Source organism: Pseudomonas sp. 22526, assembly GCF_052044735.1.
In the GTDB taxonomy this organism is placed as follows: domain Bacteria; phylum Pseudomonadota; class Gammaproteobacteria; order Pseudomonadales; family Pseudomonadaceae; genus Aquipseudomonas; species Aquipseudomonas piscium.
In genome coordinates this window covers 391,884-410,149 of record NZ_JBQENK010000004.1, presented here as the reverse complement: position 1 = coordinate 410,149, position 18,266 = coordinate 391,884, and the positions used below count along the sequence as shown (strand labels likewise).

14 protein-coding genes are annotated in these 18,266 nt (G+C 62.3%); 5 read left to right on the top strand and 9 right to left on the bottom strand.

The annotated features are described in order from the left end of the window. Positions 1-93: 93 nt before the first annotated feature. Positions 94-1,557: a glyceraldehyde-3-phosphate dehydrogenase gene (locus tag ACTJKT_RS08750; RefSeq protein WP_007921292.1), complete on the bottom strand. Its 1,464-nt coding sequence runs from the start codon at positions 1,555-1,557 to the stop codon at positions 94-96. Positions 1,558-1,906: 349 nt separating this feature from the next. On the opposite strand from ACTJKT_RS08750, the gene mfd reads away from it, so the two are divergent. The 3 genes from mfd to ACTJKT_RS08735 are packed head-to-tail and all read left to right on the top strand — an operon-like array spanning position 1,907 to position 8,635. After that, complete coding sequence (gene mfd, locus ACTJKT_RS08745; protein ID WP_440786801.1) at positions 1,907-5,356, top strand: transcription-repair coupling factor; 3,450 nt, start codon at positions 1,907-1,909, stop codon at positions 5,354-5,356. Between the two features lie 10 nt (positions 5,357-5,366). Next, the gene (locus ACTJKT_RS08740) at positions 5,367-5,930 is read left to right on the top strand and encodes a CsiV family protein (RefSeq protein WP_081362213.1); all 564 of its coding nucleotides are present in this window, start codon (positions 5,367-5,369) and stop codon (positions 5,928-5,930) included. Between the two features lie 11 nt (positions 5,931-5,941). Beyond that, on the top strand, positions 5,942-8,635 hold the full coding sequence (locus ACTJKT_RS08735) for an SNF2-related protein (protein ID WP_440786800.1): 2,694 nt from the start codon (positions 5,942-5,944) through the stop codon (positions 8,633-8,635). 105 nt (positions 8,636-8,740) lie between these two features. On the opposite strand, the gene ACTJKT_RS08730 is transcribed toward ACTJKT_RS08735, so the two are convergent. The 3 genes from ACTJKT_RS08730 to ACTJKT_RS08720 all read right to left on the bottom strand — a co-directional run bounded on the left by ACTJKT_RS08730 (position 8,741) and on the right by ACTJKT_RS08720 (position 11,406). After that, positions 8,741-9,484, bottom strand: coding sequence for an S-methyl-5'-thioinosine phosphorylase (locus ACTJKT_RS08730; RefSeq protein WP_440786799.1), 744 nt, complete (start codon positions 9,482-9,484; stop codon positions 8,741-8,743). Positions 9,485-9,495: 11 nt separating this feature from the next. Continuing rightward, positions 9,496-10,494, bottom strand: a complete 999-nt coding sequence (nagZ, locus tag ACTJKT_RS08725; RefSeq protein WP_169915215.1) for a beta-N-acetylhexosaminidase — start codon at positions 10,492-10,494, stop codon at positions 9,496-9,498. Positions 10,495-10,698: 204 nt separating this feature from the next. Next, positions 10,699-11,406: a TetR/AcrR family transcriptional regulator gene (locus ACTJKT_RS08720; protein WP_007921300.1), complete on the bottom strand. Its 708-nt coding sequence runs from the start codon at positions 11,404-11,406 to the stop codon at positions 10,699-10,701. A gap of 252 nt (positions 11,407-11,658) precedes the next feature. Between ACTJKT_RS08720 and lexA the strand changes: the two genes are divergently transcribed. Together lexA and sulA are read left to right on the top strand one after the other, a co-directional pair. Continuing rightward, complete coding sequence (gene lexA / locus ACTJKT_RS08715; protein ID WP_440786798.1) at positions 11,659-12,267, top strand: transcriptional repressor LexA; 609 nt, start codon at positions 11,659-11,661, stop codon at positions 12,265-12,267. A gap of 10 nt (positions 12,268-12,277) precedes the next feature. Next, on the top strand, positions 12,278-12,751 hold the full coding sequence (gene sulA / locus ACTJKT_RS08710; RefSeq protein ID WP_440786797.1) for an SOS-induced cell division inhibitor SulA: 474 nt from the start codon (positions 12,278-12,280) through the stop codon (positions 12,749-12,751). Positions 12,752-12,855: 104 nt separating this feature from the next. Here sulA and ACTJKT_RS08705 read toward each other — a convergent pair whose 3' ends face one another. The 5 genes from ACTJKT_RS08705 to fadA form a co-directional block, all read right to left on the bottom strand. Next, on the bottom strand, positions 12,856-13,089 hold the full coding sequence (locus tag ACTJKT_RS08705) for a hypothetical protein (RefSeq protein ID WP_009042980.1): 234 nt from the start codon (positions 13,087-13,089) through the stop codon (positions 12,856-12,858). Between the two features lie 277 nt (positions 13,090-13,366). Further along, positions 13,367-13,891, bottom strand: coding sequence for a DUF6586 family protein (locus ACTJKT_RS08700; protein ID WP_440786796.1), 525 nt, complete (start codon positions 13,889-13,891; stop codon positions 13,367-13,369). Between the two features lie 142 nt (positions 13,892-14,033). Next, positions 14,034-16,646, bottom strand: a complete 2,613-nt coding sequence (gene topA / locus ACTJKT_RS08695) for a type I DNA topoisomerase (RefSeq protein WP_440786795.1) — start codon at positions 16,644-16,646, stop codon at positions 14,034-14,036. Between the two features lie 114 nt (positions 16,647-16,760). After that, a complete protein-coding gene (locus ACTJKT_RS08690; protein WP_023968538.1) occupies positions 16,761-16,997 on the bottom strand; it encodes a DUF1653 domain-containing protein in 237 nt (78 codons plus the stop codon). Positions 16,998-17,086: 89 nt separating this feature from the next. Continuing rightward, entirely contained in the window at positions 17,087-18,262 is a 1,176-nt protein-coding gene (gene fadA, locus ACTJKT_RS08685) for an acetyl-CoA C-acyltransferase FadA (RefSeq protein WP_440786794.1), read from the bottom strand. Positions 18,263-18,266: the final 4 nt, after the last annotated feature.

The following is an 18,266-nucleotide window of genomic DNA, read 5'->3' as shown; positions in this document are numbered from 1 at the left end:
CGATAACGCCCGAGCCGACACAACGGTCCGCAAGCAAACGCCACAAACAAAAACGCCCCGACAAGTCGGGGCGTTTTCATGTGCGGCTAAGGCTTAGCGCGGGAACGCAGGCGGGTTCACACCAGCCATGTCTTCCATCACGCGAACCACCTGGCAGCTGTAACCGAATTCGTTGTCGTACCAGACGTACAGAACAACGCGGTTATCCTGGGTGATGGTCGCTTCAGCGTCCACCACACCAGCGTGGCGCGAGCCGACGAAGTCGGTGGAAACCACTTCCTGGGAATTGACGAAGTCGATTTGCTTGTGCAGATCGGAGTGCAGTGCCATGTAGCGCAGGTACTCATTCATCTCTTCACGGGTAGCGGCTTTCTCAAGGTTCAGGTTGAGAATGGCCATCGACACGTTTGGCGTCGGAACGCGGATCGCGTTGCCGGTCAGCTTGCCGGCCAGCTCAGGCAGGGCCTTGGCAGCAGCGGTGGCAGCACCGGTCTCGGTGATGACCATGTTCAGCGCGGCGCTACGGCCACGACGATCGCCCTTGTGGAAGTTGTCGATCAGGTTCTGGTCGTTGGTGTACGAGTGAACGGTTTCGACGTGACCGTTGACGATGCCGAACTTGTCGTTCACGGCCTTGAGCACCGGCACGATGGCGTTGGTGGTGCAGGAAGCGGCGGACACGATCTTGTCGTCAGCGGTGATTTCGGCGTGGTTGATACCGTGAACGATGTTCTTCAGCTTGCCTTTGCCAGGCGCGGTCAGAACGACGCGGTCGATACCCGGGCAGGCCAGGTGCTGACCCAGGCCATCGGCGTCACGCCATACACCGGTGTTGTCCACCAGCAGCGCGTCTTTGATGCCGTACTGGGTGTAGTCCACCTCGGTCGGGTTCTTCGCGTAGATAACCTGGATCAGGTTGCCGTTGGCGGTGATGGTGTTGTTGGCTTCGTCGATGGTGATGGTGCCGTTGAACGAACCGTGTACCGAGTCGCGACGCAGCAGGCTGGCGCGCTTGGTCAGGTCGTTTTCGGCGCCTTTGCGCACCACGATGGCGCGCAGGCGCAGGCCGTCGCCACCACCGGTTTTCTCGATCAGGATGCGCGCCAGCAGACGGCCGATACGACCGAAGCCGTACAGGACCACGTCGGTGCCTTTGCGGGGCGAAGCGTTTTGCTGGCCAACCACGTCAGCCAGCTCTTCGCGAACGAATTGCTCGGCGGTGCGGCCATTGCCTTCGTTGCGGAATTTGAACGCCAACTTGCCCAGGTCCACCGAGGCAGCGCCGAGCTTGAGCTCGCTCATGGCCTTGAGCAGTGGGAATGTTTCGTGGACGGAGAGTTCGCTATCGTCGGAAGAACGATGGCGAGCAAAGCGGTGAGCTTTGAGAATCGCGATGACAGACTGGTTGATCAGGCTGCGGCCATAGATCGAACTCACCACATTGTTATTGCGGTAGAGCTGACCGATAAGCGGAATCATCGCTTCTGCGAGCGCTTCACGGTCGATCCATTCACCAAGACACTGGTCGGGCTTCTGAGTCACGGGAACCTTCCACATGTAGGGGCTGAAAAAAGGGCTACATTATGCCGCCGAGTCCCCTGCGTAGCAATGCGCGCCTGTCGCGCAGAACGTAACAAAACTCCATCCGGAAAAATCACGCCCCGCTCCAGCCCAGTAAATACGCGGGTTTCAGAAAGGCCTCATTTTGCGCGGCAATCCAGCGTTGTCTGTAACCCTCCGTAACACCGCCCTGATTTGGCACTACATTTCTCGCCAAGAAACGCGTTTTTTTGTCATAACCACTACATTTTCCACAACCGCGTAATAGACACATCAGCAACTGACAGCCGGTACGCCGGACCGCTACAATTACCGACTTTGTCGCAACGCTGGAGCTCAACCTTCCGTGCCCGTTCTGCGTCTACCGCAACTCCCTGCCGCCGCCGGCAAACAACACTGGGGCAATCTGCCCGGTGCCGCCCTCAGCCTGGCCATCGCCGAGGCTGCCAGCGCCGCCAAGCGCTTCACCCTGCTGCTGACCGCCGACAGCCAAAGTGCCGAACGGCTGGAGCAGGAGCTGAGTTTCTTCGCCCCGGATTTGCCCGTGCTGCATTTCCCGGACTGGGAAACCCTGCCCTACGACCTGTTCTCGCCGCACCAGGACATCATCTCCCAGCGCATCGCTAGCCTGTACCGGCTGCCGGAGTTGGAGCACGGCGTGCTGGTGGTGCCTATCACCACCGCCCTGCACCGCCTGGCGCCGACCAAGTTCCTGCTGGGCAGCAGCCTGGTGCTGGACATCGGCCAGAAGCTGGATGTCGAACAGATGCGTACCCGCCTGGAAGCCAGCGGCTATCGCTGTGTCGACACGGTCTACGAGCACGGCGAGTTCGCGGTGCGCGGCGCCTTGATCGACCTGTTCCCGATGGGCAGCAAACTGCCTTATCGCATCGACCTGTTCGACGATGAAATCGAGACCCTGCGCACCTTCGATCCGGAAAACCAGCGTTCCATCGACAAGGTCGATTCGGTGCGCCTGCTGCCAGCGAAGGAATTCCCGCTGCAGAAAGAGGCCGTCACCCGCTTCAAGGCCCGTTTCCGCGAGCGCTTCGACGTCGACTTCCGCCGCTGCCCGATCTTCCAGGACCTGAGCAGCGGGATCACCCCGGCCGGCATCGAGTATTACCTGCCGCTGTTCTTCGAAGACACTTCGACCCTGTTCGACTACCTGCCCCAGGACACCCAGGTGTTCTCCCTGCCGGGCATCGAACAGGCGGCCGAGAACTTCTGGAACGACGTGCGCAACCGTTACGAAGAACGCCGCGTCGATCCGTCCCGTCCTTTATTGCCGCCCGCCGAGTTGTTCCTGCCGGTGGAAGACTGCTTCGCCCGCCTGAAAAGCTGGCCACGGGTGGTCGCCAGCCAGCAGGACATCGAAGCCGGTGGCGGCCGCGAGCGCTTCCCGGCGCAGCCCCTGCCCAACCTCGCCATCGAAGCCAAGGCCAACCAGCCGCTGGCGGCCCTGGCGAACTTCCTCGACGAGTTTTCCGGACGCGTGCTGTTCACCGCCGAATCCGCCGGGCGCCGCGAGGTACTGCTGGAGTTACTGGAGCGCCTGAAGCTGCGGCCGAAGACCGTCGACAGCTGGCCGGACTTCGTGGCCGGCAAGGACCGTCTGGCAATCACCATCGCGCCGCTGGACGAAGGCTTGCTGCTGGCCGATCCGGCCCTGGCGCTGGTGGCCGAAAGCCCGCTGTTCGGCCAGCGTGTGATGCAGCGTCGGCGTCGGGAAAAACGCGCCGACGCCAACAACGATGCGGTGATCAAGAACCTCACCGAGCTGCGCGAAGGCGCGCCGGTGGTGCATATCGATCATGGCGTGGGCCGCTACCTGGGCCTGGCTACCCTGGAAATCGACAACCAGGCCGCCGAATTCCTCACCCTGGAATACGCCGAGGGCGCCAAGCTCTATGTGCCGGTGGCCAACCTGCACCTGATCGCCCGCTACACCGGCAGCGACGACGCCCTGGCGCCGCTGCACCGCCTGGGTTCGGAAACCTGGCAGAAAGCCAAGCGCAAGGCCGCCGAACAGGTGCGCGATGTCGCCGCCGAGCTGCTGGATATCTACGCTCGCCGCGCGGCCCGCGAAGGTTATGCCTTCGCCGACCCGAAAGCCGACTACGCCACCTTCAGCGCCGGCTTCCCGTTCGAAGAAACCCCCGACCAGCAAACCACCATCGAAGCGGTGCGCGAGGACATGCTCGCGGCCAAGCCGATGGATCGCCTGGTCTGCGGCGACGTCGGCTTCGGCAAGACCGAAGTGGCGATGCGCGCCGCCTTCATCGCCGTGCACGGCGGCAGGCAAGTGGCGATCCTGGTGCCCACCACCCTGCTCGCCCAGCAGCACTACAACAGCTTCCGCGACCGCTTCGCCGACTGGCCGGTGAGCGTGGAAGTGATGAGCCGCTTCAAGTCCGCCAAGGAAGTGAATGCCGCGGTGGCCGACCTGGCCGAAGGCAAGATCGACATCGTCATCGGCACCCACAAGCTGCTGCAGGACGATGTGAAGATCAAGAACCTCGGGCTGGTGATCATCGACGAAGAACACCGCTTCGGCGTGCGTCAGAAAGAACAGCTCAAGGCCCTGCGCAGCGAGGTCGACATCCTGACCCTGACCGCCACGCCGATTCCGCGCACGCTGAACATGGCGGTGTCGGGCATGCGCGACCTGTCGATCATCGCCACGCCGCCGGCCCGACGCCTGTCGGTGCGCACCTTCGTCATGGAGCAGAACAAGAGCACGGTCAAAGAGGCCCTGCTCCGCGAGCTGCTGCGCGGCGGCCAGGTCTACTACCTGCACAACGATGTGAAGACCATCGAGAAATGCGCCGCCGACCTCGCCGAACTGGTGCCGGAAGCGCGCATCGGCATCGGCCACGGGCAGATGCGCGAACGCGAACTCGAACAGGTGATGAGCGACTTCTACCACAAGCGCTTCAACGTGCTGATCGCCTCGACCATCATCGAGACCGGCATCGACGTGCCGAGCGCCAACACCATCATCATCGAGCGCGCCGACAAGTTCGGCCTGGCCCAGTTGCACCAGTTGCGCGGCCGGGTCGGTCGCAGTCACCACCAGGCCTACGCCTACCTGCTGACCCCACCGCGCCAGCAGATCACCCCGGACGCGGAAAAGCGCCTGGAGGCGATCGCCAATACCCAGGACCTCGGCGCCGGCTTCGTGCTCGCCACCAACGACCTGGAAATCCGTGGCGCCGGCGAACTGCTGGGCGACGGCCAAAGCGGCCAGATCCAGGCGGTGGGCTTCACCCTTTATATGGAGATGCTCGAGCGCGCGGTGAAAGCCATCCGCAAGGGCGAGCAGCCAAACCTCGACCAGCCCCTGGGCGGCGGTCCGGAAATCAACCTGCGCCTGCCGGCGCTGATTCCCGATGACTATCTGCCGGATGTGCATGCGCGACTGATCCTCTACAAGCGCATCGCCTCGGCCACCGACGAGGACGGCCTGAAAGACCTGCAAGTGGAGATGATCGACCGCTTCGGCCTGTTGCCGGAACCGACCAAGAACCTGGTACGCCTGACTCTGCTGAAACTGCAAGCCGAGCAACTGGGTATCAAGAAGGTCGACGGTGGCCCGCAAGGCGGCCGTCTCGAGTTCGCCGCCGATACCCCGGTGGACCCGCTGGCGCTGATCAAACTCATCCAGGGCCAACCCAATCGCTACAAATTTGAAGGCGCCACGCTGTTCAAATTCATGGTGCCGATGGAACGTCCGGAAGAACGCTTCAACACATTGGAGGCGCTGTTCGAGCGCCTCACCCCGAAAACTGCTTGAAGGACGCCCCATGCGCCTGTTTCGTTCACTGACCTTGCTCCTGACCCTGGTCGCTCCCTCGGCGTTTGCCGACATGTATCAGGTCGAAATGATTCTGGTGCGGCAGAACGCGGTTCCCGCCATCGTCAGCCGCGCCGCCCCCGAAGACTGGGCCGCCGGCGCCCAACGCCTGGGTGCCGACAGCCAGCGCACCCCGGCGCTGGGCAGCGTGGTCGAGAAACTCACCGCCAGCGGCGACTACAGCGTGCTGATGCACAAGGCCTGGCAGCAGGCGCTGGACGAAAACCCGGTGAAAATCGCAGTCAGCGAGGGCCGGGAACAGTTCGGCCAGTTCCCGATCGAGGGCACCCTGACCCTCAAGCTCGGGCGTTTCACCGATGTGGATGCGCAGTTCTGGGTCAACCAGATCGACGGCAACGGCCTGGTGACCGCCAGCGAACGCCTGAAGCAGGAAAGCCACACCAAGAACGGCCAGCTCAACTACCTCGACAACGGTCACCTGGCCCTGCTGATCAAGATCACCTCGCTGTCGGCCCCCGCGCCACGCGAGGCGCCTCCTGAAATCGTGGACTGACAGAAGTCCCTATGCCCCCGACCCTGACCAAACCCCTGGCCCCGTCCTGGGTCAGCCGATTCAAGGAACAAGCCCTGGAGCGTGGCCGCCGCTACGCCCTGGAGGGCCGCGTCAGGATCGTCCAGGCCGGCGACAGCATCATCACCGCCAGTTGCGAAGGTTCGGGGGGCAACGTCTATCGGCAGACCATCAGCTTGCGCGAGTCGGCCAAGAACACCTTGCTGATGGTCGACGCCTCCTGCACCTGCCCGGTGCGCAGCAATTGCAAACACATTGCCGCGGTGCTGTTGAAAATCGAGGAAACCCTGGCCTACCCGGCGGCGGCGAAAGACGCCGAGCTGCTGGAAAAGCTCCAGGCAGTGCTGGAAAACCGCAGCCCCGCCCCACTGCCGCAACAGATCGTGGACAACGTGCAGCCGGTGCCCCGGCTGTGGCTGGCCAGCATCGAGTTCAGCGCCTTCGAACCGCGCAACGGCAAGATGCAGCGCTACATCCAGCACCGTGCCGCACTGTCGTTCAGCTACCTGGAGGAATACGTCAGCGGGCAGAAAAACGCCGACGTACTGATTCGCCAGGAACACCAGACCCTGCGCATCAAGCGCCAGCCGGAAGTCGAACAAGGCTATCGCGAACAGCTGCGGGCGCTGGGTTTCAAGATCGCCACCCGGCAGAGCAAGGCCCTGCCGGAAAGCGCTGGCGAGCTGTATGAAATGGTCAACGACAGTGCCTGGCTGACCTTCACCCTCAACGAATTGCCCAAGCTGCGCAGCCAGGGTTGGGAGCTGCAGATCGACGACGACTTCGGCTTCGACCTGACCGCCGTGGACGACTGGTACGCCACGGTGGACGAAGCCCCAGGGCGCGACTGGTTCGACCTGGAACTGGGCATCATCGTCAATGGAGAACGCCTGAGCCTGCTGCCGATCCTGCTCAACCTGATGCGCTCCCACACCGAGATCCTCAATCCGGAACGCCTGGCCAGACGCCGGGACGATGAGTTGATCCTGGTGAATATTCCCGGGCGCCCCAACTCGCCCAACGGCCCCCTGCAAGTGGCGCTGCCCTATGGCCGGCTGAAACCGGTGCTGGCCACCCTCGGCGAGTTCTATCTGCAGGAGCCCGGCGAAACCACACTGCGCCTGAGCAGTGCCGACGCGACCCGCCTCAATCCGCTGGAAGACCTGCCCCTGCTCTGGGAAGGCGGCGAACATATCCGCTCCTTCGCCCAGCGGCTGCGGGATATCAAGGACTACTCGGCCCCTGCGCCGGAAGGCCTGAACGCCACCCTGCGCCCCTATCAGCTCGAAGGCCTGAGCTGGATGCAGTCCCTGCGCCAGCTGGAAGTCGGCGGCATCCTGGCCGACGACATGGGCCTGGGCAAAACCCTGCAGACCCTGGCCCACGTGCTCAGCGAAAAGAACGCCGGGCGCCTGGATCGGCCGTGCATGGTGGTGATGCCCACCAGCCTGATCCCCAACTGGCTCGACGAGGCGGCACACTTCACGCCGCAGCTCAAAGTCCTGGCCCTGTATGGCGCCGGTCGCAAGAAGCACTTCGCCCGGCTGGCCGACTACGACCTGATCCTCACCACCTACGCGCTGCTGCCCAAGGATGTCGAGCAGCTCGCGGCCCTGCCCCTGCATGTCCTGGTGCTGGATGAGGCGCAATACATCAAGAACCCGTCGAGCAAGGCGGCCCAGGCCGCGCGTGAGCTCAATGCCCGGCAGCGCCTGTGCCTGAGCGGCACGCCGCTGGAGAATCACCTGGGCGAGCTGTGGTCGCTGTTCCACTTCCTGCTGCCCGGCTGGCTGGGGGACGTGAAAAGCTTCAATCGCGACTACCGCGTGCCGATCGAAAAACACGCCAGCGAAGTGCGCCTGCAGCACCTCAACGGGCGGATCAAGCCCTTCCTGTTGCGCCGCACCAAGGAACAGGTGGCTACCGAGCTGCCGCCCAAGACCGAGATCATCCATTGGGTGGAGCTCAATGAAGCCCAGCGCGATGTGTACGAAACCATGCGCCTGGCCATGGACAAGAAAGTCCGCGACGAAATCACCCGCAAAGGCGTGGCCCGCAGCCAGATCATCATTCTTGAAGCGCTGCTGAAGCTGCGCCAGGTGTGTTGCGACTTGCGCCTGGTCAACGAAGACGCGGTACCGGCGCGAGGCAGTTCCTCCGGCAAGCTCGACAGCCTGATGGAAATGCTCGAGGAGCTGTTCGACGAGGGCCGGCGCATCCTGCTGTTCTCGCAATTCACCTCGATGCTGAGCCTGATCGAAGCCGAGCTGAAACGCCGCAACGTCGCCTACGCCCTGCTGACCGGGCAGACCCGCGACCGCCGCACGCCAGTCAGGGACTTCCAGAGCGGCAAGTTGCAGATCTTCCTGATCAGCCTGAAAGCCGGCGGCGTCGGCCTCAACCTGACCGAGGCCGACACCGTGATCCACTACGACCCCTGGTGGAACCCGGCCACGGAAAACCAGGCCACCGACCGCGCCTATCGGATCGGCCAGGAGAAGCCGGTGTTCGTCTACAAGTTGATTGCCCGCGGCACGGTGGAAGAAAAAATCCAGCACCTGCAGCAGGAGAAGTCCGACCTGGCGGCAGGTGTGCTGGATGGGCGCAAGGCCGGGGACTGGAAGCTGCAGAGCGAAGACATCGAAGCCCTCTTCGCCCCGCTGCCCGACAAGAAAGGCGGACGCTGATCTGTAGCCGCTGGCGCAGCCTGCGATCGGCTGCGCAGCAGGCGTGAATAGCGCGGATTCAGGTTTTGCGAGCGCTGCGCGCTCGATCGCAGCCTTCGGCAGCGGCTACAGGTTTGCCGCGAGGACTCGTGCCAGCGTCGACTTCACCTTGCCCATGCCGTCCTGCAATGCCTGCTCGATCTCGGCCATGCTAATCAGCGCAGCGGACTTGCCCGCCGCCGGGTTCACCACCAGCGCCAGGCAGGCGTAGTCCAGTTCCAGCTCACGGGCCAGCGCCGCTTCCGGCATGCCGGTCATGCCGACGATGTCGCAGCCGTCACGCTCCAGGCGGGCGATCTCCGCCACGGTTTCCAGGCGTGGGCCCTGGGTGCAGGCGTACACACCCTGGCTGCTGAATTCGCAGCCTTCGGCCTCCAGCGCGGCGATCAACTGCTGGCGCAGCGACTCGCTGTAGGGATAGCTGAAGTCGATGTGGGTGACCTGCTCCAGGTCGTCGGCAAAATAGGTGTGCTCACGACCGCTGGTGTAGTCGATCAGTTGATGCGGCACGCAGAAATGCCCGGAGCCCATCGCCGGATGAATGCCACCCACCGCATTGACCGCCAGAATCGCCTCGGCGCCAGCCTGCTTCAACGCCCAGAGATTGGCCCAATAGTTCACCTGATGCGGCGGGAAGCGATGCGGATGACCATGGCGCGCCAGAAACAACACCTCGCGCCCGGCGTATTCACCCTTCTGGATATCCGCCGACGGAGCGCCATAAGGCGTGTCCAGGGGCAAGGATTGGTGAATGCTCAAGCCTTCGAGCCGGGTCAGGCCGGTACCGCCGATAATCGCGTAAACCGTCATCGCAAAAGCCCTTAGTCGATCAGTTGAGCATCCTTGAGTGCGCCGAGCGCCGCCAGCCAGCGCGGATCCTGGCGATAGTCGGTGCAGGCGAACGCCTGGCCGCGCATCCGCGCGATACGCGCCGATGGTGTCACCTTCAGACGCTGGGCCGCGCTCAAGGCCAGCTCGGCCGCCGCCCGGTCGTTACACACCAGGCCCATGTCGCAACCGGCCGACAGCGCCGCTTCGATCCGGCTCGCGGCATCGCCCACCACATGCGCACCAGCCATCGACAGGTCGTCACTGAAGATCACGCCGTCGAATTGCAATTCACCGCGCAGGATCTCTTGCAGCCAACGGCGGGAGAACCCGGCCGGCTGGGCATCGACCTGAGGGTAGATGACATGAGCCGGCATCACCGCCGCCAGCTGCTTGCTCAGGCGCGCGAAAGGCACCAGGTCCTTGGCGCGAATCTCGTCGAGGCTGCGCTCGTCGTTGGGGATCGCCACGTGGGAGTCCGCCTCGGCCCAGCCGTGCCCGGGGAAATGCTTGCCCGTGGCCGCCATGCCGGCGCTGTTCATGCCACGGATAAAGGCGCCCGCCAGCAACGCGGCGCGCTCGGGGTCGCCCTCGAAGGAACGGGTGCCCACCACGGCGCTGCGCTGATGATCGAGGTCCAGCACCGGCGCGAAGCTCAGGTCCAGGCCGACAGCCAGCACTTCGGTGGCCATGATCCAGCCGCACTGCTCGGCCAGGTACTCGGCATTCGGGTTGTCGGCGATGGCGCGCATGGCCGGCAGCCGCACGAAGCCCTGACGCAGGCGCTGCACGCGGCCGCCCTCCTGGTCCACTGCCAGCAGCAGGTCCGGGCGAATCGCCCGAATGGACGCACTCAGCTCACGCACCTGCCGCGGATGCTCGATATTCCGGGCAAAGATGATCAACCCACCCACTTCGGGCTGGCGCAGGAGTTGGCGATCTTCGGCCGTCAGCCAGGTACCGGCGACATCCACCATCAAGGAGCCTTGCAGGCCTGTGGTCATAGCAATTCCTTAGTAACGAAGGGCGCGCACGGCATCGCAGAAGGTGCTGGCGTGGCGCGGACGCACGAGTCCATTGCCGGCGGCAAAGCCCGGCAAGCGACGATCGGCGAAAGATGTGAAAGGAGGTAGGAAACGAGAGTCGGCATGGGCGGCTAGCTTAGCGGATGTAAGCTGCCGCGCCCACCCGGACGGTCAGGCCTTGGCGACCGCCGGAGTCGATTTGCTGCGCGGCTTGAGCTGCGCAGTGGCCATGGCATCGTCGGTGACGCCGGTTTCGGCGCGCATGCCGGCCGCGAGGAACGGCACCATCAGGCGCATCACCTGCTCGATCGAGGTATTGACCCCGAAGTCGGTCTCGGCAATCGCACGCAAGGCCTTGATCCCCGACATGCTGAACGCCGCCGCCCCCAGCATGAAGTGCACACGCCAGAACAGCTCGATCGGTGGAATGCGCGGCGCGGCTTCGTTGACCAGCAGCATGTAGCGGCGGAATACCTTGCCGTACATGTCTTCCAGATAACGCCGCAGGTGCCCCTGGCTCTGGCTGAAGGCCAGGCCCAGAAGGCGCATGAAGATGGACAGGTCGTTGCCGCTGCGAGGCTGGACCACCAGGGCCTGCTCGACGAGGATTTCCAACAGTTCTTCGAGGCTTGGCTTGCTGTCCGGCTTGGCCGAACGCCGCTCCAGCTCCCGATCGAGACTGACGCAGAACGGCCCGAGGAAGCGCGAGAACACCGCCTGGATCAGGGCCTTCTTGGAACCGAAATGATAATTCACCGCCGCCAGGTTGACCCCGGCCTTGCTGGTGATCAGCCGCAATGAGGTTTCGGCAAAACCTTTTTCCGCGAACAACTGCTCGGCAGCATCGAGAATGCGTTCAACGGTTTCCGACTGGGCCATGGCTACTCCGCCTGACAAACACTTGTTTGAAACATACGTTTCAGCCCCAGCCTTGTCAAGCCTGCCTGTCCGTTTTGCGGCCGGTCAGTCAGCTATTTAATCATACCTGCCGCTTCCTGTAGCCAGCCGCGCGACACCAGGCATGCGCGGCGGCGACCCGACCGTCCAGCGGCGATTGGAAAAAGGAGGATTGCCAAGCGGCATTCACTGTATATAATTCCAGTCACTGTATAAAAAGACAGAGCGATCGACATGCTAAAACTGACGCCACGCCAAGCTGAGATTCTGGCTTTTATCAAACGCTGCCTCGAAGACAACGGCTACCCACCGACCCGCGCGGAAATCGCCCAGGAACTGGGTTTCAAGTCGCCCAACGCCGCCGAAGAACACCTCAAGGCGCTGGCCCGCAAGGGTGCGATCGAAATGACTCCAGGCGCCTCCCGCGGCATTCGCATCCCGGGGTTCGAAACCAAGCCCGACGACTCCAGCCTGCCCATCATCGGTCGGGTTGCCGCCGGCGCGCCGATTCTCGCCGAACAGCACATCGAAGAGTCCTGCAACATCAATCCGGCCTTCTTCCATCCGCGTGCGGACTACCTGCTGCGGGTTCATGGCATGAGCATGAAGGACATCGGCATCTTCGATGGCGACCTGCTGGCCGTGCACACCACTCGCGAGGCCCGCAATGGCCAGGTCGTCGTCGCCCGCATTGGCGATGAAGTCACCGTGAAACGCTTCAAGCGCGAAGGCAGCAAAGTCTGGCTGATTGCCGAAAACCCTGAGTTCGCCCCTATCGAAGTCAACCTGAAAGATCAGGACCTGGTGATCGAAGGCTTGAGTGTCGGCGTCATTCGCCGCTAAAGGAGGCTCTATGCAGTTCCCTCACACACCACAGCATGCGCAACTGCCACTGTTCGAAGCCTTCATGGCCCAACCCCTGGCGCCTATCCTCAAAGAAGTCGTCGAATCGCCCTGGAGCAACGTACCGGAAGCCTTCAGTGAACTGTCGTTACGCGGTGCCGCCGGGAACTGCCTGAACCTGCTGGCGCCTATCCTCAGGGAACTGAGCCAGGATCAGGACGCGCGCTGGCTGACATTGATTGCCCCACCGGCAAGCCTGACCCAGGCCTGGCTGCGGGATGCCGGCCTGAACCGCGAACGGATTCTGCTGCTGCACCCGCGCGGCGCCCAAAGCGCGCAACAACTGGCTTGCGAGGCTCTACGCCTGGGACGCAGCCACACCGTTGTCAGCTGGCTCAACCCGTTGAACAGCAGCGCCCGTCAACAGCTCATCAGCGCAGCCCGCACGGGCGACGCACAAAGCCTGAATATTCGTCTGGGCTGACCGCTAGAAGCGTCGATGGACACGCTTGAATGACACAAGGCTTCTCCAGGATTGAGAAGCCGAAAGGAGGCGACGAACGACAGCAAAAAAACCGACAAACGGACTCAATGAAGAATCCGCGGCCCCTCTTCTTTCTCCAATTCGCCTTCAACCAGGCGACCCGCCATCTGCACACCCACACTCAACATGGCCTTGGCCACCTCGACATGCTGGCCTTGCAAGAAGGCTTTGGCATCCTCTGAAAAGTCCAGAGTGACCAGAGAACCCTCGTCCTCGGCCCTGCGCAGCTCGATACGACCGTCTGGCAATTCGACAATTTCTAGAAAGGACGTTGGCATAAAGGTCTGTTCTCCACGAAAGGCCGGGATTATATCAGTCATCACCCCGACCTCGCGCGGGCCCAAAGGGTTTTCTTTATTGGCCTGACGTCACAAACATACATTTGTCATCAGAAATCCGGCCTGCAATCAAAACTGGCGACAGCTTCCTTATCGGAAAACGGCGTAATGGCCTGCTTCTTGTTGATGACCGCGCTGACCAGGGAGCTCGGGGACATCTGGATGCAGTTATTGAATGCCTACTCACCCTGGAATGATGGGTTGTACTACCGGCGGCTCAACACTCATTCAACCCGTCACGGAAGCGGATCGCCAAAGCCTTGAGGTTCTGACGCCATTGCTCCAGCTCTTCCCGGCTCAGCTCCGGCGCCTGCTCTTCCTCGTCGAGATTTACCGCGACAATCAGGGGCTGGGTGACATCGCCCTTGGGTTTATGCGGCACCCGCGGTGGCTGGAACATCGCCGAATGAGCGGCCAGCAGTCTCGCCAGCCAAGTTTCCGGGTTATGGGCCAGTTCCACCAACTCGGCCAGCTCAGGGATGGCAATGCTTTCCAGCACCTCGCGGGTCAGCAGCAGCTCCGCGCGGGGCGCATTGGCCTGCGGGAGGCGATAGAAGCCGGCGATTTCATGGCACAAGCCAAGCAGCGCGCCGTACAGGTGAAACAACACCGACTCTCGCCCTGCCTGCACCAGCGCCTGCGCATTCATTGCCCCGCCCGCTTCGGCTCGCGCCAAAGCTTCCAGCGACAGGCCGGCGAAGTAAATTTTCTGGTTGGTGCGGGTATAGAGTTCGTGGGCCATGACGGCAATCTCCACAACGAATAGATAACAGCAGGCTGGCCGTACAGTGTCGTGGAACACTCCAGCCCACCGCAAGCCCAAAAGAAAGGCCGCGCACCCTCAAGAAGGTTACGCGGCCCGTCAGAAGCGTCCGAGGCGGACGTTAACGCTTGTCTTCGACTTTCCAGCTACCAGCGTCGTAGAACGCACGCCAGCCGGTCGGCTTGCCGTCGACTTCGGTCTGCACGTACTGCTCCTTGGTCTTGCGGCTGTAGCGGATCACCGCCGGACGGCCCTCCGGGTCCTTCTTCGGCGCTTCGCAGAGGAAGTGATACTTCGGATCGATCTCGTCCTTGTGCGGGATCAGCTCGAGCACCAGCGGTGCGCGGGTTTCACGGTTTTTCGGGAACTGGCTGGCCGCCAGGAACAGACCCGATGCGCCGTCGCGCAGGATGTAAGTGTCGTTGACCTTCTCGCACTTCAGCTCGGGCATCTTCACCGGGTCCATCTTCGGCGGCGCCGCGTCACCGCTCTTGAGCAGCTTGCGGGTGTTCTTGCAGGTCGGGTTGGTACACCCGAAGAACTTGCCGAAACGACCGGTCTTGAGCTGCATCTCGCTGCCGCACTTGTCGCACTCCAGGCTCGGACCTTCGTAGCCCTTGATGCGATAGCTGCCCTCTTCGATCTCGTAGCCCGCGCAATCCGGGTTGTTACCGCAGATGTGCAGCTTGCGTTTCTCGTCCAGCAGATAGGCGTCCATCGCCGTGCTGCAGATCGGGCAACGGTGCTTGCCGCGCAGTACCAGCGATTCGGACTCGCCCTCGTCGTCCGCGGCGATCTCGTCACCCGGCACCAGGTTGACGGTAGCCTTGCAGCGTTCTTTCGGCGGCAGGCTGTAACCCGAGCAACCGAGGAACACTCCGGTGGACGCGGTACGAATCTGCATCGGACGACCACAGGTCAGGCACGGGATATCGGTCATCACCGGCTGGTTGGCGCGCATGCCGCTGTCGCTGCCTTCGGCCACTTCGAGCTTCTTCTTGAAGTCGCCGTAGAACTCGTCGAGGACATTTTTCCAGTCGCGCTCGCCCTGGGCCACGTCATCGAGGTGCTCTTCCATGCCGGCGGTGAAGCCGTAGTCCATCAGGTTGGAGAAGCTCTCGGACAGACGCTCGGTGACGATGTCGCCCATCTTTTCCGAATAGAAACGACGGTTGTGCAACGCCACGTAGCCACGGTCCTGGATGGTGGAAATGATCGCCGCGTAGGTCGAAGGACGACCGATGCCACGTTTTTCCATTTCCTTGACCAGGCTGGCTTCGGAGTAACGCGCCGGCGGCTTGGTGAAGTGCTGGCTCGGGTCGAGCTTGATCAGCTTCAGCACATCGCCCTGCGCCATGTCCGGCAGGACATCGTCGTCGCCCGGCTTGCTCATCTGCGGCATCACACGGGTGTAACCATCGAACTTGAGAATGCGGCCCTTGGCACGCAGCTCGAAGCCGCCAGCAGCGACGCTGACAGTGGTCGACAGATATTGCGCCGGCAGCATCTGGCAGGCCACGAACTGGCGCCAGATCAGCTCGTAGAGGCGCTCAGCGTCACGCTCCATGCCCGACAGCTTGCTTGGATGGGTGTTCACGTCGGACGGACGAATCGCTTCGTGCGCCTCCTGGGCCCCTTCCTTGCTGCTGTAGAAGTTCGGCGAGGACGGCAGATATTTGTTGCCGAACTCTTCTTCGATATAGGTCCGCGCCATCGTCAGGGCATCAGCCGAGAGGTTGGTCGAGTCGGTACGCATATAGGTGATGTAGCCGGCTTCATACAGACGCTGGGCCATCATCATGGTTTTCTTCACCCCGAAGCCCAGGCGGTTGCTCGCGGCCTGCTGCAGAGTGGAAGTAATGAACGGTGCCGACGGCTTGCTGCTGGTCGGTTTGTCTTCACGCTTGGCGATGGTGTAGGTCGAAGCCTTGAGCTTCTCCAGCGCCGCCATGGCCTGGACTTCGTTCAGCGGCTTGAAGGCCTCGCCATTTTCACGGGCCACTTCGAAACGCACATTGGCGCCCTTGGCGGTGCCGAGGTCGGCGTGAACTTCCCAGTATTCTTCAGGGATGAAGGCACGAATCTCGCGCTCACGCTCCACCACCAGCTTCACCGCCACCGATTGCACGCGACCGGCAGACAGGCCACGGGCGATTTTGGCCCACAGCAGTGGCGAAACCATGTAACCCACCACGCGGTCGAGGAAGCGACGCGCCTGTTGAGCGTTGACTCGATCGATATCCAGCTCGCCCGGCTGGGAGAAGGCTTCCTGAATCGCCTTCTTGGTGATTTCGTTGAACACCACGCGCTTGTAGCGGCTGTCATCCCCACCAATGGCTTCCCGCAGGTGCCAGGCAATGGCTTCCCCTTCGCGGTCCAAGTCCGTTGCGAGATAGATGGTGTCAGCATCCTTGGCGAGCCGACGCAGCTCTTCGATGACTTTTTCCTTGCCTGGAAGGATCTCGTACTTGGCTTTCCAGCCGTGGTCCGGATCGACTCCCATGCGCGAGACCAGCTGCTTGCGCGCCTTCTCCTTGGCCGACAGCGCCGGTGCTTCACCAGCAGCCGCCTTGCCACGCTTGGCGGCAGGCTCTTTGGCGGCGCTCGCCGAACCACTGGTGGGCAGGTCTCGGATATGGCCGATACTCGACTTCACCACGTATTGGTTACCCAAGTACTTGTTGATGGTCTTGGCCTTAGCCGGGGATTCCACAATGACCAGCGATTTGCCCATGGATCGGAAAATTCCTGAATTCGAGAAGTGAGAGGCGGTTGGCGCCTGACGCGGCACCGCTATATATAGTGGCAACAAGGTGAGGTCAAGCGCAGGGTTTTGCGCGACCTCGGCTCATGGCCGTGAAAAAAGACTGGGTTCGGCCTGCACCAAAGCAAAGCGTGGCACCTGCTCGCCGTCAACTTCGACCGACTCCAGGAACATGCTCAAGGGGCGCACCCAAAAGCCGTAATCGCCATACAGGGCTTGATAGAACACCACTTCTTCTTCCGTCTCGGAATGCCGCGCCACGCTGAAAACGCGGTACTGCGGCCCTTTGTAATGCTGATAGAGCCCGGGTTGTAATTGCATGTTCTGGCCCTCGCACAAAATAAAAAATAATAAATCTTCAGAAAAACAAAAACCGGGGCACTGGGCCCCGGCTTCCATCAACGCAACGCTTAAACGCGTTCGAAGACAGTGGCAATACCCTGACCGAGGCCAATGCACATGGTGGACACGCCAAAGGTGCCGCCATTCTGCTTCATGACATTGAGCAAGGTGCCGGAGATACGCGCACCGGAACAACCGAACGGGTGACCCAGGGCGATCGCGCCGCCGTGCAGGTTAACCTTCTCGTCCATCTTGTCGAGCACTTTCAAATCTTTCAGCACTGGCAGAGCCTGCGCCGCGAAAGCTTCGTTGAGCTCGAAGAAGTCGATATCGGCAATTCCCAGGCCCGCGCGCTTCAATGCTTTCTGCGTGGCTGGTACTGGACCATAGCCCATGATCGCCGGATCCACACCCGCCACCGCCATCGAGCGGATCACCGCCAGCGGCTGGATGCCCAGGTCCTGCGCGCGCTGCGCCGACATTACGATCATGCACGAAGCACCATCGGTGATCTGCGACGAAGTACCGGCAGTCACGGTACCGCCCTTCGGATTGAAGGCCGGCTTGAGGGCCGCCAGGCTTTCCAGGGTGGTCTCGGGACGAATGGTTTCGTCGTAGTCGAACAGCTTCAGGAAACCGTTCTCGTCGTAACCCTGCATCGGGATGATTTCGTCCTTGAACTTGCCTTCCACAGTCGCCTTGTGAGCGAGCTGGTGGGAGCGCAGGCCGAAGGCATCCTGTTGCTCGCGGGTAATGCCGTGCATCTTGCCAAGCATCTCGGCGGTCAGGCCCATCATGCCCGAGGCTTTCGCCGCGTACAGGGACATGTGCGGGTTCGGATCGACACCGTGCATCATGCTCACGTGGCCCATATGCTCGACGCCGCCAACCACGAACACGTCACCGTTGCCGGTCATGATCGCTTGCGCAGCGGTGTGCAGCGCGCTCATCGACGAGCCACACAGACGGCTGACGGTCTGGCCGGCCGAGGTGTGCGGGATCTGGGTCATCAGCGACGCCATGCGCGCGATGTTCCAGCCCTGCTCCAGGGTCTGGTTCACACAGCCCCAGATCACGTCCTCGACTTCCGCCGGATCGACCTTGGCGTTGCGTTCCAGCAATTTGCTGATCAGGTGCGCCGACATGTCTTCGGCGCGGGTGTTGCGGTGCATGCCGCCCTTGGAGCGGCCCATCGGAGTACGACCGAAGTCGACAATCACGACGTCTCTAGGATTCAAGCTCATATAT

What these genes read in the sequence shown, in the direction of transcription:
- ACTJKT_RS08705 (WP_009042980.1), bottom strand. Translation starts at nt 13,089, where the DNA reads ATGCCAACGTCCTTTCTAGAAATTGTCGAATTGCCAGACGGTCGTATC.
- ACTJKT_RS08700 (WP_440786796.1), bottom strand. Translation starts at nt 13,891, where the DNA reads ATGGCCCACGAACTCTATACCCGCACCAACCAGAAAATTTACTTCGCC.
- lexA (WP_440786798.1), top strand. Translation starts at nt 11,659, where the DNA reads ATGCTAAAACTGACGCCACGCCAAGCTGAGATTCTGGCTTTTATCAAA.
- ACTJKT_RS08690 (WP_023968538.1), bottom strand. Translation starts at nt 16,997, where the DNA reads ATGCAATTACAACCCGGGCTCTATCAGCATTACAAAGGGCCGCAGTAC.
- ACTJKT_RS08730 (WP_440786799.1), bottom strand. Translation starts at nt 9,484, where the DNA reads ATGACGGTTTACGCGATTATCGGCGGTACCGGCCTGACCCGGCTCGAA.
- ACTJKT_RS08735 (WP_440786800.1), top strand. Translation starts at nt 5,942, where the DNA reads ATGCCCCCGACCCTGACCAAACCCCTGGCCCCGTCCTGGGTCAGCCGA.
- ACTJKT_RS08740 (WP_081362213.1), top strand. Translation starts at nt 5,367, where the DNA reads ATGCGCCTGTTTCGTTCACTGACCTTGCTCCTGACCCTGGTCGCTCCC.
- ACTJKT_RS08720 (WP_007921300.1), bottom strand. Translation starts at nt 11,406, where the DNA reads ATGGCCCAGTCGGAAACCGTTGAACGCATTCTCGATGCTGCCGAGCAG.
- ACTJKT_RS08750 (WP_007921292.1), bottom strand. Translation starts at nt 1,557, where the DNA reads ATGTGGAAGGTTCCCGTGACTCAGAAGCCCGACCAGTGTCTTGGTGAA.
- sulA (WP_440786797.1), top strand. Translation starts at nt 12,278, where the DNA reads ATGCAGTTCCCTCACACACCACAGCATGCGCAACTGCCACTGTTCGAA.
- topA (WP_440786795.1), bottom strand. Translation starts at nt 16,646, where the DNA reads ATGGGCAAATCGCTGGTCATTGTGGAATCCCCGGCTAAGGCCAAGACC.
- fadA (WP_440786794.1), bottom strand. Translation starts at nt 18,262, where the DNA reads ATGAGCTTGAATCCTAGAGACGTCGTGATTGTCGACTTCGGTCGTACT.